A 14561-nucleotide genomic window follows, 5' to 3' on the forward strand; every position below is an offset into this window, starting at 1 on the left:
CGAGCACGGCGTCCCTGACGGACCGGGTGCGGCCTTCTTTCACCGCCTCCTGCACGGACTCGCGGACCCGGAAGCCGGCCTGGACGCCCGGTTCACGTAGCAGCGCGTCGCGGTCAGGCGGTCGCCGGTGTCCGGGGTTCGCGCCACATCGGCCACATCCGGGGGCCGTCCGGCAGGTCCAGGGGCCGGCCGGTGAACTCGAAGCCGAGGCGCTCGTACAGCCCCCGGCCGCGGGCACTGCTGGCCTCCAGGTACGCGGGCAGCCGCTCGCGGTCGCAGCGTTCCAGGACCGCTTCGATGAGCGCGGTGCCCAGGCCCTCGCCCTGCCGTCCGGGCAGGACGCCGATCATCCACAGGTACTCGTGGGCCCGGCCGTACGGGTGGATGCCCTCCGTCAGCCGGGCTATCAGCTCGACTCGCTCGTTGTCCGGGTCGACCGCCTCGCGCACCTGGACGGAGCCGTCCTCGGCCCCGCCGCCGGTGTCACCGCCGGTGTCACCGCCGGGCTCGTCGCCGGTGTGCCCGTCCGCCGGCACGGGCAGCCACAGGGCGCAGGCCGCGCCGTCCTCGGTGAGATCGATGCGCCCGTCGGCCAGCACGGCGTCGGTGAAGGCCGCCATGAGCCGATGGTGCGTCCGGCGGCGGTACTCCTCGTCGGGAAAGACCCAGCCGCTCACCGGATCGTCCTGGAAGGCCTCGTCCAGCAGCCGCACGACCAGCTCCCGGTCGCCCTCCCCCGCCGTCCGGATCACCACACCCATGTCCCGCCCGCCCCTTCGGCTCAACACCGCTCGTCCGTACGGCGGTTGAGCCTAGCCGCAGATGCCGGCGGAGGCGGGCGCCGGTCGGCGGCCCCCGGCCGTACGGCCGTACACCGGAAGGGGGCGGGCCCCGCACACCGTGGGGAAGTGCGGGACCCGCCGAACCGGAGCCCTCGGCGGTGCGGCCGTACGTCGGTCAGGTCCGTACGGTCCTGCACGGGCTCCGGGGTCTTGCGCGGCCGGCCGGGCGTCGCGCGCTCGCCGGGCCGGCCAGGGTGGCCGTCAGGCGCTGCGCCGGGTCACGAACTCGGCCAGCGCGAGCAGGCCGCCCGCCGCCTCCGGGTCGCGCACGGCCCGGGCCAGCTCCTGTACGGCCCGGGCCATCCGGTCGGCCGCCTGGACCTGCGCCCAGTCCCGGCCACCCGCCCGCTCCACGGCCAGTGCGGTGCGCTCCAGGTCCTCCTCGCCCTCCTCGTACGGCGCCGCGTACAACTCGGCGAGTTCGGCGGCGGCCGGGGTGCCGGAGGTGAGGGCGGCGACCACCGGCAGCGACTTCTTGCGGGCGGCCAGGTCCGCGCCGGCCGGCTTGCCGGTACGGCGCGGGTCGCCCCATATGCCGATGACGTCGTCGATGAGCTGGAAGGCGAGGCCCGCCTCGCGGCCGAAGGCGTCCAGGGCCTCGACGTCCTCGGCGGCGGCTCCGGCGTACAGCGCGCCGAGGGCGCAGGCGCATCCCAGCAGGGCGCCGGTCTTGGCCTCGGCCATGGCGAGCGTCTCGTCGAGGGTGACCTCGCCCGGGGCGCGCCGCTCCATGGCCGTGTCCGCGTGCTGGCCCTCGCAGAGTTCCATGACGCAGTCGGCGAGCCGGGCGGCGGCCGCCGGCGACGCCGGGTGGGGGTCGGCGGCGAGCAGCCGCAGGGCCAGCGCCTGGAGGGCGTCCCCGGCGAGGATCGCGTCGGCGTCGCCGAACACGGTCCACGCGGTGGGGCGGTGGCGCCGGGTGGTGTCACGGTCCATCACGTCGTCGTGCAGCAACGTGAAGTTGTGGACCAGCTCCACCGCCGCCGCGGCCCGCGCCGCCGCCGTCCGCGCCCCGGGTCCGCCGAGCGCGGCGGCCGAGGTGAGGACGAGCGCCGGGCGGATCGCCTTGCCCGCGTTGCCCCCCGCGGGCGTGCCGTCCGCGTGCTGCCAGCCGAAGTGGTAGAGCGCGATCCGGCGCATCGAGGCGGGCAGTGACGCGATGGCGGAGCGCAGTTCGGGGTCGACCGACGCCCGGGACTCCCGCAGGAGCACCGTCGCCTCGTGTCCGTCGGGCCCCGCCGGCCCCTGCCCGTCGGACAACGCCCCCGGCTTCTTCGGCCCCTGCTCCCGCTGCGTGCCGATGTGCCCGTGCCTTTCCAGCGTCCCGGCGGGGCGACGCGCCTCGGTGGCGTGCCGAGCCTCTGTCATGGACTCACCTCCCCCATTCGCCCGTCTCCGCACCCCCGGGGTGTACCCGCCCGGGAGGGCGGGGACACGGCGTTCGGGAGACCGGCGTCACTGCCAGCGGCCGATCTCGACGTTCTCCAGGACGCCGAGCGCGTCGGGTACGAGGACCGCGGCCGAGTAGTAGGCCGTGACCAGGTACTTGATGATGGCCTGCTCGTTGATGCCCATGAAACGCACCGACAGACTCGGCTCGATCTCGTCGGGGATTCCGGTGGCACGGAGGCCGATGACGCCCTGGTCCTGTTCGCCGGTGCGCATCGCGATGATCGAGGACGTACGGGCCTCGGTGACCGGGATCTTGTTGCAGGGGTAGATCGGCACACCCCGCCAGGTCGGGATGCGGTTGCCCGCGATGTCGATCGTCTCGGGGACGAGCCCGCGCTTGTTGAGCTCCCGGCCGATCGCGGCGATCGCGCGCGGGTGGGCGAGGAGCAGCTTGGTGCCGCGGCGGCGGCTCAGCAGCTCGTCCAGGTCGTCCGGGCCCGGCACGCCGTCGTGCGGCTGGATCCGCTGGTCGTACTCGCAGTTGTGCAGCAGGCCGAACTCGCGGTTGTTGACGAGCTCGTGCTCCTGACGTTCTTTCAGCGCCTCGACCGTCAGCCGGAGCTGCTGCTCGGTCTGGTTCATCGGCTGGTTGTAGAGATCGGCCACGCGGGAGTGGATGCGCAGCACGGTCTGGGCGACGCTCAGTTCGTACTCGCGGGGCCGGGCGTCGTAGTCGACGAAGGTGTGCGGGATGTCCGGCTCGCCGCTGTGACCGGCGGAGAGGTCGATCGCCTTCTCGCCGAGCCGGTTGGTGCGCTGCTCCGGGATCGAGCGCCGCTCCTCGAGGTGCGTGCGCAGTGATTCCGCGCGCTCCGCGACCTGCTCCACCTCCTGGCGGGGCAGCACGAGCACCGTGCAGGCGGTGACGGTGCGGGCGGTGTACTCCCAGATGGCGTCCCCGTCGAGCAGCGCCTGGTCACCGAAGTAGGCGCCGTCGGCCAGGACCCCGAGCACCGCGTCGTCGCCGTAGGGGCCGGTGCCGACCTTCTCCACCTTGCCGTGCGCCAGCAGGTAGACCTCGTCGGCCTGGCCGCCGAACGAGGCGATCACCTCGCCCGGGCCGAACTCACGCTGCTCACAGCGCTGCGCGAGTTCCGAGAGCACCTCCTCGTCCTCGTACGACCGCAGGGCCGGCAGCTCGCCCAGTTCGGCGGGGATGACCTCGACCCGGTCGCCGGTCTTCACGAACGTCACCCGGCCGTCGCCGACGGCGAAGGTCATGCGCCGGTTCACCCGGTACGTGCCGCCCTGGATGTCCACCCACGGAAGCGTGCGCAGCAGCCAGCGGGAGCTGATCTCCTGCATCTGAGGAACGGACTTGGTCGTGGTGGCCAGGTTCCGCGCGGCCGCCGTGCCAAGACTCTGCTGCGGCCTGGCCTGCTCGGTGCGGACCTCTTCGCCTACCGACATAAGGAATTGCCCTCCCGGTCATGCCGGACGGCTGCGCCCGGCATCGATGTGCGTGAACCAGCCTTCCTCACGGAGAGTGCCGGTGCTATTACCCGAAAGAGCGGGAATGGATCAACGATGACCGGGGCAGAGAGGGGCAGCCCGTTCGGGTTCGCGGTTTCTTGTCGGTATCTGTTCAAAACTGTCGGTCGGGACGGGGTTGTCCGGATCGGATCGCACACGGACCGAACAGGTACTAGCGAGCACTCCGCTTAGGTACAAGCTCCCTACGAGGCGAACGCGCCGGGCGGTCGTCGCGCAGCGTGAAGGAGTCGGCCGTGGCGTCACCCATGTCCGCGAGCAGTTTCCTCAAGACACTGAAGGCGGAGGGCCTCACCGTCGTCCAGGTCGGCGACTGGCGGGACCACAACCGCAATCACAAAGGTCCCTGGGGACCCGTGCACGGCGTGATGATCCACCACACGGTCACCAAGGGCAGCGCGCGGACCGTGGAGATCTGCCGCAAGGGTTACGAAGGCCTGCCGGGGCCACTGTGCCACGGGGTCATCACCAAGGACGGCAAGGTCCACCTGGTCGGGTACGGCCGGGCCAACCACGCCGGGCTCGGTGACGACGACGTGCTGCGCGCGGTGATCGCGGAGAAGGGGCTGCCCCGGGACAACGAGGCGAACACCGACGGCAACCGGCACTTCTACGGCTTCGAGTGCGAGAACCTGGGCGACGGCGACGATCCCTGGCCGACGGCGCAGTTGGAGGCGATCGAGCGGGCCGCCGCCGCGGTCTGCCGCCGCCACGGGTGGAACGAACGATCCGTCATCGGCCACCTCGAATGGCAGCCGGGGAAGGTCGATCCGCGGGGGTTCACGATGGCGTCGATGCGGGGACGGATCCGGGACCGGCTGAAGTGACGTGTCCGCTGTGCGCCGCGGCGTGACAATGGCGGGGTGACCGGCACCGACACCCGCGGCCTCGCCGCCCTGCGCCCCCGCCTGCCCTCTCCTGTGCAGGAGGTCGCCGACGAGCGGTTCGGACGTCGCGGTGTCCGCCTGCTGCTGAAGCGGGACGATCTCATCCACCCCGAGCTGGTCGGCAACAAATGGCGCAAACTCGCACCGAATCTCACCACGGCGGACGGCCGTACCGTCCTCACGTTCGGTGGCGCCTACTCCAACCACCTGCGCGCCACGGCCGCCGCCGGCCGGCTGCTCGGCCTGTCCACCGTGGGCGTGGTCCGCGGCCAGGAACTGGCCGGCCGGCCGCTCAATCCCTCGCTGGCCCGGTGCGCGGCCGACGGCATGCGGCTGCACTTCGCCGACCGCTCGGCGTACCGCCGCAAGGCCGAACCGGAGATCCTGGCGGCCCTCCTGCGTGCGGCGGACGCCGAGGGCGCGGTCGTCGTCCCCGAGGGCGGCAGCAACCCGGAGGCAGTCCGCGGCTGCCGGGCCCTCGGCGAGGAGCTGGGCGAGCACGCCGACGTGGTCGCGCTCGCCTGCGGCACCGGCGGCACGCTCGCCGGGCTGGCCGCCGGCCTCCCGCCGGGCCGCCGGACGCTCGGGATACCCGTCCTCAAGGGCGGCTTCCTGGCCGACGACATACGGCGGCTCCAGGTCCGTGCCTTCGGCGGGCTCCGCGGCACCTGGAGCCTCGACGACCGCTTCCACCACGGCGGCTACGCCCGCACCACTCCGGAGCTCGACTCCTTCGCCGAAGACTTCGAACACCGCCACGGCCTCCCCGTGGAGCGCGTCTACGTCGCCAAGATGCTCCACGCCCTGCTCACGCTCGCCGAGGAGGGCGCCTTCCCGCGTGGCACGGCCCTGGCGGCCGTCATCACCGGCCGCCCCTTCCCCTGAGCGGACGACGGACCCCGCCAGGCGTCGGGGGCGCCGCAGGGCCTCGTGGTCCCGCGTGCGGTACACCGCCGAACCGGCCGCCGCCGGCCTTCGGCCCCGGCGCACCCGGCCCCCGGCCGGCCCACGACCGGCGGGTCCCGGCGCCCTCGCGGAGTGGGACGCCTACCCGACCGCGAGGCCGCCCGGCGCGTTCGGGCGGCCTCGCGGTCCCCGGACGGCCGGGACTCCCGACACGCTCTGCGGCTCCAACGGCCTCACCGACGCGTGCGCACGCCTCCGCGCCCTGGAGCACAGGGCCCGCCCCGCGCGTTCGGGCGAGGCCGGTTCGGTCTACGGGCGGGCGACGGGCCCTCGCACCGTTCCCCTCGCCCGGCACCTCACGCGCGCGTGGGCGCCGCTACGCCGCCTCCCGGTATGCCGCCGCCTCCTCCAGGTCCAGTCGGCGCAGCAGCGTCCGGAGCATCTCGTCGTCGATGTAGCGGCCGTCCCGGAGCCGGACGAAGACCTCGCGTTCGGCGCTGATCATCTCCCGCGACAGCCGCCGGTAGGTGTCGTCGACGGTCTCCCCGGTGACGGGGTTGACCTGTCCGAGCCGTTCCCAGACGGCGTTGCGGCGCCGCTCCAGCACCGTGCGGAGGCGGTCGGCGAGCGGGGCCGGCAGGGCGTTGCGCTCGTCGGCGAGGAGGTCGTCCAGGCGCTGCTCGGCCGCCCGGGAGGCCTGCGCCTGCGCGTTGGCCTCCGCGAGCGTCTCGACCCGTACGTCGCGCGCGGGGAACTTCAGCAGGCTGATCAGCGGCGGCAGGGTGACGCCCTGGACGACGAGTGTCCCGATGACCGTGGTGAAGGTGAGGAACAGGATGAGGTTGCGCTCGGGGAAGGGATCGCCGCCGTGCACGGTGAGCGGGATGGAGAAGGCGATCGCCAGCGACACCACGCCCCGCATACCGGCCCAGCCGATCACGAACGGCACCTTCCAGGAGAGGTCGCCCTCACGCTCGCGTACGCGTGCCGACAAGCGCGGCAGGAAGGTCGCCGGATACACCCACACGAACCTCGCCACGGCGACGACCAGGAAGACGGCGACCGCGTACCAGGCCGCGTCGGCGCCCTCGTAGTCACCGAGGCCCTTGAGGACGACGGGCAACTGGAGGCCGATCAGGGCGAACACGGCCGACTCCAGGACGAACGCGACCATCTTCCACACCGCCTCCTCCTGGAGACGGGTGGCGAAATCGACCTCCCACGCGCGGTGGCCGAGATAGAGCGCGACGACCACGACCGCGAGCACCCCGGAGGCGTGCACCTGCTCGGCGACCGCGTAGGCGACGAACGGGATCAGCAGGGAGAGCGTGTTCTTGAGCAGCGCCTCGCTCACGTGCGTGCGCAGCCAGTGCAGCGGCACCATCAGCACCAGCCCGACACCGACACCGCCGATGGCCGCGATCAGGAACTCCGCGATCCCGCCGGCCCACGTGGCGCCCTCGCCGACCGCCGCGGCGAGCGCCACCCTGAAGGCGGTGATGGCGGTGGCGTCGTTCACCAGGGACTCGCCCTGGAGGATCGTGGTGATGCGAGAGGGCAGCCCCACGCGGCGCGCGACCGCCGTGGCCGCGACGGCGTCCGGCGGCGCCACCACCGCGCCGAGCACCAGGGCCGCGGTCAGCGGCAGGCCCGGCACGATCAGGTACGCGGCGCAGCCGACGACGAAGGTGGCGAACAGGACGTAGCCCACGGACAGCAGCGCCACGGGCCGCACCTGTGCCCGCAGATCGAGGTAGGAGCTGTCGGTGGCCGCCGTGTGGAGCAGCGGGGGCAGCAGCAGGGGCAGGACGATGTGCGGGTCGAGGGTGTAGTCCGGCACTCCGGGGACATAACTCACCGCCAGCCCCACCGCGACCAGCAGCAGCGGCGCCGGCACCGGCACGCGCCGGCCCGCCGCGGCGATCGCGGCGCTGCCCGCCACCAGCAGCAGCAGCGGCATCACGTCCATCGTCCTCGCCCGCCCTCGTTTTTCCGCGCGGTGATCCGCACACCCGTCGTAACCTGGCAATCATGAAACAGTGCACGCACGCCGACGCGCTGCCGCACCCGGAACCGGAACCGCGCGGCGAGACCTGCCCGGAGTGTCTGGCCGAGGGCACGGATCCGGTACAGCTCCGGCTGTGCCTCGTCTGCGGTCACGTCGGCTGCTGCGACTCCTCGCCGAGGCGGCACGCGACGGCGCACCACAAGGAGACGGGCCACCCTGTGATGCGCACCTTCGAGCCCGGGGAGAACTGGCGCTGGTGCTTCGTCGACCACGTCCTCGTGTGACCTCTGCCCGGGACGGTTCGACCGTCTGAGGCCTGGGTACGTCAACCCGGCGCGCGCTCTTCCGATTTGGGCCCGCCGAACCCCTAGCCACTGTGTGTGTTCATGTGTTTACTATGAGTGACAGCAAGGGGTTGGGGTCTCGGGGACAGGAAAGTTCGGAGCGCGATAACGTCACCGCTGAACCACGTATCGCGTTATCCCGAGGGGCGACCCTCGGCCCTGTAACGCTTGTACCACCTTGGAGGTGAGGGTGTCCCAGATCGCAGGCGAGCCCGCGACCCAGGACTTCGTCGAAGTCCGGCTGCCGGCCGCGGGTGCCTACCTGTCGGTGCTGCGTACGGCGACGGCCGGCCTCGCAGCCCGCTTGGACTTCACCCTCGACGAGATCGAGGACCTGCGCATCGCAGTCGACGAGGCCTGCGCGATCCTGCTTCAGCAGGCCGTGCCCGGCTCGGTGCTCAGTTGTGTCTTCCGCCTCGTCGACGACTCGCTCGAGGTCACTGTCTCGGCGCCGACCACGGACGGCCACGCCCCGTCGCGGGACACCTTCGCCTGGACCGTGCTGTCCGCCCTCGCGGGCAAGGTGTCCTCCGCCGTGGACGAGGACAAAACCGTTTCGATCAGCCTCTACAAACAGCGCGGCGCGGGACCCGGGCCGACGTGAGGAACGGGGACGGGCCGGTGCGGGACGAAGAGCGCGGCACACGGGAGCTGCCGGCCGAGGGCACACGTTCTGAGAACGAGGCCCGGCGCACGGCGGACGGCATCGACGGCATCCCCGAGCAGGCCCGGCCGCATCCGGAGGACGAGGCCTCCCCCGAGGCCGTCGTCCCGGGCGACGGAGAGCGGACCGGGGACGCCCCCGTCCGGCCCGTCCGAGCGGAGGCGAAGGCTCGGGAAAGGGCAACGGGCGGGACGATGAGCGAGCACGAGCGACACTCCGAGGACGAAGCGCCGGGTGCACGGGGCACGCGGCACGACCCGCAGGACCGCAGCGGGGCGCGCCTCCTGTTCGCCGAGCTGCGCACGCTGGAGAAGGACAGCCCCGAGTACGCGGAGCTGCGCAACCGGCTGGTCCGCATGCACCTGCCACTCGTCGAGCACCTCGCGCGCCGCTTCCGCAACCGCGGCGAGCCCCTGGACGACCTCACCCAGGTCGCCACCATCGGACTGATCAAGTCCGTCGACCGCTTCGATCCGGACCGCGGGGTGGAGTTCTCCACGTACGCGACCCCGACCGTCGTCGGCGAGATCAAGCGGCACTTCCGGGACAAGGGCTGGGCGGTGCGCGTCCCGCGGCGCCTGCAGGAGCTCCGCCTGGCGCTGACGACGGCCACGGCGGAACTCTCGCAGTTGCACGGGCGCTCCCCCACGGTCCACGAGCTCGCCGAGAAGCTGGCGATCTCGGAGGAGGAGGTCCTGGAGGGCCTGGAGTCGGCCAACGCGTACTCCACGCTGTCCCTGGACGTCCCGGACACCGACGACGAGTCCCCGGCGGTCGCGGACACCCTGGGCGCCGAGGACGAGGCCCTGGAGGGCGTCGAGTACCGGGAGTCCCTCAAGCCGCTGCTGGAGGACCTTCCGCCGCGGGAGAAGCGGATCCTGCTGCTGCGCTTCTTCGGCAACATGACCCAGTCGCAGATCGCGCAGGAGGTCGGGATCTCCCAGATGCACGTGTCGCGGCTGCTGGCCCGCACGCTGGCACAGCTACGGGAGAAGCTGCTGGTCGAGGAGTAGCCGCCGGACACCGGCCGGTGGTCGCTCACGCCACGGCCGGAGCACCGGGCGGCGCTTACTCCTCGGCGCTGCCGGGCCCCCGGATGCCGAGGGCCTGGGTGGTCGTGGGGTTCACGAGCAGCACCAGCGCCGTGACGGCGACGACGCCGAGCACGATGCCTCCCGGGATGGCCACGCTGTCCGCCTGCAGCAGGTTGTAGGCCACGGGCAGCGCCATGATCTGCGTGATGACGGCGGGCCCCCGGCTCCATCCCCGCCGGCCGAGCAGTCCACGGGCGGCGAGCAGCGGCAGCAGGGCGAGGACGATCAGGGTGACGCCGCCGGTGATGGCCGAGGTCCGGTCGTCGGGGTGGCCGGTGAGGCCTCCCACGAGCATCCAGCCGCCGCCGACGACCAGCGCCAGCCCCTCCAGTGCGGCCAGCGCGGCCGCGGCGGTCAGCCTGCCGGGACGGGGGCCCGCCTCTTCGGCGGCTTCGGGGGTGGGGGTCTGCTCACTGCTCACCCCTGCAGGGTAGCCCTCGGCGCACCGGCGCCCGCGGGCGCGTCCGGCGGACCGCGCGCCGTGCGCCCGCGGTGATCTCCACCTCGGTCTGGGCCGGGTACCACTCAGTAGGTACCCTGCAAACCATGCGTGCACTTCTCGTGGTCAATCCGGCGGCAACCACCACGAGTGCGCGCACGCGCGACGTGCTGATCCACGCGCTCGCGAGCGAGATGAAGCTGGAGGCGGTCACCACCGAGTACCGCGGCCACGCGCGCGACCTCGGCCGGCAGGCGGCGCAGAGCGACGACATCGAGCTGGTGGTGGCCCTCGGCGGCGACGGCACGGTGAACGAGGTCGTCAACGGCCTGCTGCACGCCGGTCCCGACCCGGAGCACCTGCCTGGCCTCGCGGTGGTCCCCGGCGGTTCCACCAACGTCTTCGCCCGCGCCCTCGGCCTGCCCAACCACGCGGTGGAGGCCACCGGCGCCCTGCTGGACGCGCTGCGCGAGGGCAGCGAGCGGACCGTCGGACTGGGCCTGGCCTCGGGTGCGCCGGGCACCGAGGACGAGGCGGTCCCGGCCCGCTGGTTCACCTTCAACGCCGGGCTGGGTTTCGACGCCGGCGTGGTCGGCCGGGTCGAGCAGCACCGTGAGCGCGGGAAGAAGTCGACGCACGCCCTCTATGTCCGCCAGGTGATGCGCGCGCTCATCGGCGAGCCGCACCGCCGCAGCGGGACGATCACCCTGGAGCGGGCGGGCGAGGATCCGATCACCGATCTGGTGCTGTCCATAGTCTCGAACACGTGCCCCTGGACGTTTCTCGGCAATCGCCCGATCTATGCGTCACCTAAGGCCTCGTTCGATACCGGGCTCGACGTCTTCGGCCTCAGCCGCCTGTCGACGGCCGCGGTTGCCCGGTATGGCACCCAGTTGCTCACTTCGTCCCCCGAGCGCGGCCCCCGTGGCCGGCACGCCGTCTCCCTGCACGATATGACCGAGTTCACCTTGCATTCGAAGGTGCCGCTGCCCCTTCAGATGGACGGTGACCACCTGGGGCTGCGGACCAGCGTGGCGTTCACAGGCGTTCGCCGTGCACTGCGTGTGATTGTGTGAGCAGAAGGGGCGAAAGTCCTTTCACTCGAACGTTTAGACCAGGGTCCACCCCATGGAAGTACGGCTGTGACCTAGTCGACACCGAAGAATCAAAAAAAACTTTCCGGAAGGGGTTGTATCCGCCGCCGAGGTTTGCGAGTCTCTTCTTGGCGATCGGAACGGCCCGCAACACCGGCCTCCACAGATCACCAGAACCCCTCTTCAAATCACAGGACCACGCCAGGGCAACCTGACGGTAGGCCCTTCCCTTGTTGAGGGATTCGTGAAAGCGTTCACATTCACAAGCATCCCAGCATGTAATACCAAGGAGAGGTAGCAGCCATGGACTGGCGTCACCGCGCCGTTTGCCGCGAGGAAGACCCCGAGCTCTTCTTCCCCATCGGCAACACCGGTCCCGCGCTGCTGCAGATCGAGGAAGCCAAGGCCGTCTGCCGTCGCTGCCCTGTCATGGAGCAGTGCCTGCAGTGGGCGCTCGAGTCCGGCCAGGACTCCGGCGTCTGGGGTGGTCTCAGCGAGGACGAGCGCCGCGCAATGAAGCGCCGTGCCGCCCGCAACCGGGCTCGTCAGGCCTCCGCCTGACCATCCACCCCTGCTGACAGCCTGAGCTTGGCGGCGTGTACAGCGAGTACACAACCCCCGCTCCCGAGCCGCAGCGCGCAGTACCCCCGATGCGCATCGGACGATGGATCGCACGAGCACAAGCCCCGGACCCTCACCGGTCCGGGGCTTTTTGCTGCCCGGCCCCGCTCCCTACTTGTCCGTGGGCACCGGGATGTCCAGGATCACCCGGGTGCCGCGCTCCGGAGCCGGGACCATGCCGAAGGCGCCGCCCAGCTCTCCCTCCACCAGTGTGCGGACGATCTGCAGGCCGAGGTTGCCGGAGCGGTGCGGGTCGAAGTCCTCGGGCAGGCCGACGCCGTCGTCCTGGACGGTGACCAGGAGCCGGGCCTCCTTCGTCGTACCGCCACGGACCGCGGAGACCTCGACGGTGCCGGTGTCGCCGTCGCGGAAGCCGTGCTCCAGGGCGTTCTGCAACACCTCGGTCAGCACCATCGACAGGGGGGTGGCGACCTCGGCGTCCAGGATGCCGAAGCGACCGGTGCGCCGGCCGGTGACCTTGCCCGGCGAGATCTCCGCCACCATCGCCAGCACACGGTCGGCGATCTCGTCGAACTCCACGCGCTCGTCCAGGTTCTGGGAGAGCGTCTCGTGCACGATCGCGATCGAACCGACCCGGCGTACGGCCTCCTCGAGCGCCTCGCGGCCCCGGTCGGACTCGATCCGCCGGGCCTGGAGGCGCAGCAGGGCCGCCACCGTCTGGAGGTTGTTCTTCACCCGGTGGTGGATCTCCCGGATGGTGGCGTCCTTGGTGATCAACTCGCGCTCACGACGGCGCAGTTCCGTGACGTCGCGCAGGAGCACCAGCGAACCGATGCGCGTGCCCTTCGGCTTGAGCGGGATGGCGCGGAACTGGATCACCCCGTCGTGTGCCTCGATCTCGAACTCGCGCGGCGCCCAGCCGCTGGCCACCTTGGCGAGTGCCTCGTCCACGGGGCCGCGGGAGGGGGCCAGTTCGGCGGTGGTCCGGCCGAGGTGATGTCCGACCAGATCGGCGGCGAGCCCCATGCGGTGGTAGGCCGACAGGGCGTTCGGGGACGCGTACTGGACGGTCCCGTCGGCGTCGAGCCGGATCAGTCCGTCGCCGACGCGGGGTGAGGCGTCCATGTCGACCTGCTGGTTCTCGAACGGGAAGGCGCCGGCCGCGATCATCTGCGCGAGGTCGGAGGCGCTCTGCAGGTACGTGAGTTCCAGGCGGCTCGGGGTGCGCACCGTGAGCAGGTTGGTGTTGCGGGCGATGACGCCCAGGACACGTCCCTGGCGTCGAACGGGGATGGACTCGACGCGGACCGGTACCTCCTCGCGCCACTCCGGGTCGCCCTCGCGCACGATCCGGCCCTCGTCCAGGGCGGCGTCCAGCATGGGGCGCCGACCGCGCGGGACCAGGTGGCCGACCATGTCGTCCTGGTACGAGGTCGGCCCGGTGTTGGGCCGCATCTGGGCGACGGAGACGTAACGGGTGCCGTCCCGGGTGGGAACCCACAGGACCAGGTCGGCGAAGGAGAGGTCGGAGAGGAGCTGCCACTCCGAGACCAGCAGGTGGAGCCACTCGAGGTCGGAGTCGTCGAGCGCTGTGTGCTGGCGTACGAGTTCGTTCATGGAGGGCACGTGGCTGAGCGTACCTGGCGGTTCGGACAGCGATCGAAACCAGCCAGATCCCACCGGCTTCGGTCCCGGCCCGGGTCCCGGGCCCCTGGCCCTCTGGACCCCTGGCCCCAAGGACACCCGCGGGCCGCGGCGCCTGAGAGGGACCCTCAACCCTCCCGGCACCGCAGCCCGGAGCAACAACGGCCGTGGGGTGTGCGGTCCCGGTCGGCCGAAGGATGAGGAGCCGGGGCAGTCAGGGCAGAGAGCTCCGGTTCCTCGGTCCGCCCTCCTGTGCGGGGAGGGCGGAAGCCTGCGATCACCCTGCCCGAGTGTCACGGCAAGGGTCTCGGTGCAAGTGTCTCAGTCGCCATTGTGGACTAGACCACTCATCGTGTCCATGCGAGGGACGGTGTTTGTGGTTGTCGCGTTCGTCGTTGCCGCGTTCCGCCGACTGCTCGGACGTCCGAGCAGTCGGCCAAAGCCTAACCCCGTTGGCTCACGGGCGGGGCCAGACGGCCAGGGCAATTTCCGCGAGCGCCGCGAGCTCCGCCCGGCCCGCACCGTCGCGCGCCTGCTGCGACATGCCCTGGATCACGGCGCCGGCGTACCGGGCGAGAGCCGCCGCATCGGTGTCCGGCGGCAGCACGCCCGCGGACACGTCGGCCCCGATCCTTTCCTCGATCGCGGCGATGTTGGCGTTGCGCCGCTCGCGCAGGGACTCCTCGACCTCGGCGGTCGAACAGTTGGCGGCCGCGTGGATGACGAGACAGCCGTGCGGCCGGCCGGGGGCGGTGTACTCGACGGCGGCCTCGCGCAGCATCCGCTCCACACCGGCGCGGGCGGTCGGCTCCTCGGCGAGGGCGCGGCTGCCGAACGAGCCGTACCGCTCGCCGTACACCTGGACGACCTCCTCGAAGAGCGAGCGCTTGTCGCCGAAGGCGGCGTACAGGCTCGGAGCCCCGATGTCCATGACCCTCGTGAGATCGGAGACCGACGTGGCCTCGTAACCGCGCTCCCAGAAGGCCATCAGCGCCTTCTCCAGGGCCGTCGCCCGGTCGAAGGAGCGGGGGCGGCCCCGGGTCCTGGCCGCGCCGCCCCGCGCGGGCGCCCCCTCCTGTCCACTCTTCCCACCGCTCACCATGGAGTGCATTTT

14 protein-coding genes are annotated in these 14561 nt (G+C 71.8%); 7 read left to right on the top strand and 7 right to left on the bottom strand.

The features are described from left to right. Positions 1-113: 113 nt before the first annotated feature. From B1H29_RS12225 to B1H29_RS12235, 3 genes are all read right to left on the bottom strand, one after another. The gene (locus B1H29_RS12225) at positions 114-761 is read right to left on the bottom strand and encodes a GNAT family N-acetyltransferase (RefSeq protein ID WP_055417909.1); all 648 of its coding nucleotides are present in this window, start codon (positions 759-761) and stop codon (positions 114-116) included. 282 nt (positions 762-1043) lie between these two features. Next, positions 1044-2210, bottom strand: a complete 1167-nt coding sequence (locus B1H29_RS12230) for a family 2 encapsulin nanocompartment cargo protein polyprenyl transferase (RefSeq protein WP_055417910.1) — start codon at positions 2208-2210, stop codon at positions 1044-1046. Between the two features lie 87 nt (positions 2211-2297). Then, a complete protein-coding gene (locus B1H29_RS12235; protein WP_055417911.1) occupies positions 2298-3704 on the bottom strand; it encodes a family 2B encapsulin nanocompartment shell protein in 1407 nt (468 codons plus the stop codon). A 329-nt stretch (positions 3705-4033) separates the two neighbouring features. Here B1H29_RS12235 and B1H29_RS12240 point away from each other — a divergent pair, with 329 nt between their 5' ends. Both B1H29_RS12240 and B1H29_RS12245 read left to right on the top strand, forming a co-directional pair. After that, entirely contained in the window at positions 4034-4612 is a 579-nt protein-coding gene (locus B1H29_RS12240; protein WP_055417912.1) for an N-acetylmuramoyl-L-alanine amidase, read from the top strand. A 36-nt stretch (positions 4613-4648) separates the two neighbouring features. Then, complete coding sequence (locus B1H29_RS12245) at positions 4649-5557, top strand: 1-aminocyclopropane-1-carboxylate deaminase/D-cysteine desulfhydrase (RefSeq protein ID WP_055417913.1); 909 nt, start codon at positions 4649-4651, stop codon at positions 5555-5557. 397 nt (positions 5558-5954) lie between these two features. Here B1H29_RS12245 and B1H29_RS12250 read toward each other — a convergent pair whose 3' ends face one another. Continuing rightward, complete coding sequence (locus B1H29_RS12250; protein ID WP_055417914.1) at positions 5955-7547, bottom strand: Na+/H+ antiporter; 1593 nt, start codon at positions 7545-7547, stop codon at positions 5955-5957. A gap of 62 nt (positions 7548-7609) precedes the next feature. On the opposite strand from B1H29_RS12250, the gene B1H29_RS12255 reads away from it, so the two are divergent. The 3 genes from B1H29_RS12255 (at position 7610) to B1H29_RS12265 (ending at position 9607) form a co-directional block, all read left to right on the top strand. Further along, complete coding sequence (locus B1H29_RS12255; protein ID WP_055417915.1) at positions 7610-7870, top strand: UBP-type zinc finger domain-containing protein; 261 nt, start codon at positions 7610-7612, stop codon at positions 7868-7870. Positions 7871-8120: 250 nt separating this feature from the next. Beyond that, positions 8121-8534, top strand: coding sequence for an anti-sigma regulatory factor (locus B1H29_RS12260; protein WP_003973726.1), 414 nt, complete (start codon positions 8121-8123; stop codon positions 8532-8534). Further along, complete coding sequence (locus B1H29_RS12265; RefSeq protein WP_079160180.1) at positions 8531-9607, top strand: RNA polymerase sigma factor SigF; 1077 nt, start codon at positions 8531-8533, stop codon at positions 9605-9607. The genes B1H29_RS12260 and B1H29_RS12265 overlap by 4 nt, the downstream gene beginning before the upstream one ends. A gap of 55 nt (positions 9608-9662) precedes the next feature. Here B1H29_RS12265 and B1H29_RS12270 read toward each other — a convergent pair whose 3' ends face one another. Then, complete coding sequence (locus B1H29_RS12270) at positions 9663-10109, bottom strand: hypothetical protein (protein WP_055417916.1); 447 nt, start codon at positions 10107-10109, stop codon at positions 9663-9665. Positions 10110-10234: 125 nt separating this feature from the next. On the opposite strand from B1H29_RS12270, the gene B1H29_RS12275 reads away from it, so the two are divergent. Continuing rightward, positions 10235-11203: a diacylglycerol/lipid kinase family protein gene (locus B1H29_RS12275; protein ID WP_055417917.1), complete on the top strand. Its 969-nt coding sequence runs from the start codon at positions 10235-10237 to the stop codon at positions 11201-11203. A 321-nt stretch (positions 11204-11524) separates the two neighbouring features. Beyond that, complete coding sequence (locus tag B1H29_RS12280; protein WP_003973730.1) at positions 11525-11782, top strand: WhiB family transcriptional regulator; 258 nt, start codon at positions 11525-11527, stop codon at positions 11780-11782. 171 nt (positions 11783-11953) lie between these two features. Here the strand turns inward: B1H29_RS12280 and B1H29_RS12285 are convergent, their stop codons facing one another. Beyond that, a complete protein-coding gene (locus B1H29_RS12285; RefSeq protein ID WP_055417918.1) occupies positions 11954-13429 on the bottom strand; it encodes a sensor histidine kinase in 1476 nt (491 codons plus the stop codon). Positions 13430-13904: 475 nt separating this feature from the next. Then, positions 13905-14549 (bottom strand): TetR/AcrR family transcriptional regulator, encoded by a 645-nt coding sequence (locus B1H29_RS12290; RefSeq protein ID WP_055418925.1) that lies wholly within the window; start codon positions 14547-14549, stop codon positions 13905-13907. Positions 14550-14561: the final 12 nt, after the last annotated feature.

This window comes from Streptomyces pactum, assembly GCF_002005225.1.
Lineage (GTDB): Bacteria > Actinomycetota > Actinomycetes > Streptomycetales > Streptomycetaceae > Streptomyces > Streptomyces pactum_A.

Coding starts and splice junctions, on each gene's coding strand:
- B1H29_RS12225 (WP_055417909.1), bottom strand. CDS start 761: ATGGGTGTGGTGATCCGGACGGCGGGGGAGGGCGACCGGGAGCTGGTC.
- B1H29_RS12230 (WP_055417910.1), bottom strand. CDS start 2,210: ATGACAGAGGCTCGGCACGCCACCGAGGCGCGTCGCCCCGCCGGGACG.
- B1H29_RS12235 (WP_055417911.1), bottom strand. CDS start 3,704: ATGTCGGTAGGCGAAGAGGTCCGCACCGAGCAGGCCAGGCCGCAGCAG.
- B1H29_RS12240 (WP_055417912.1), top strand. CDS start 4,034: ATGTCCGCGAGCAGTTTCCTCAAGACACTGAAGGCGGAGGGCCTCACC.
- B1H29_RS12250 (WP_055417914.1), bottom strand. CDS start 7,547: ATGGACGTGATGCCGCTGCTGCTGCTGGTGGCGGGCAGCGCCGCGATC.
- B1H29_RS12255 (WP_055417915.1), top strand. CDS start 7,610: ATGAAACAGTGCACGCACGCCGACGCGCTGCCGCACCCGGAACCGGAA.
- B1H29_RS12275 (WP_055417917.1), top strand. CDS start 10,235: ATGCGTGCACTTCTCGTGGTCAATCCGGCGGCAACCACCACGAGTGCG.
- B1H29_RS12280 (WP_003973730.1), top strand. CDS start 11,525: ATGGACTGGCGTCACCGCGCCGTTTGCCGCGAGGAAGACCCCGAGCTC.
- B1H29_RS12290 (WP_055418925.1), bottom strand. CDS start 14,549: ATGGTGAGCGGTGGGAAGAGTGGACAGGAGGGGGCGCCCGCGCGGGGC.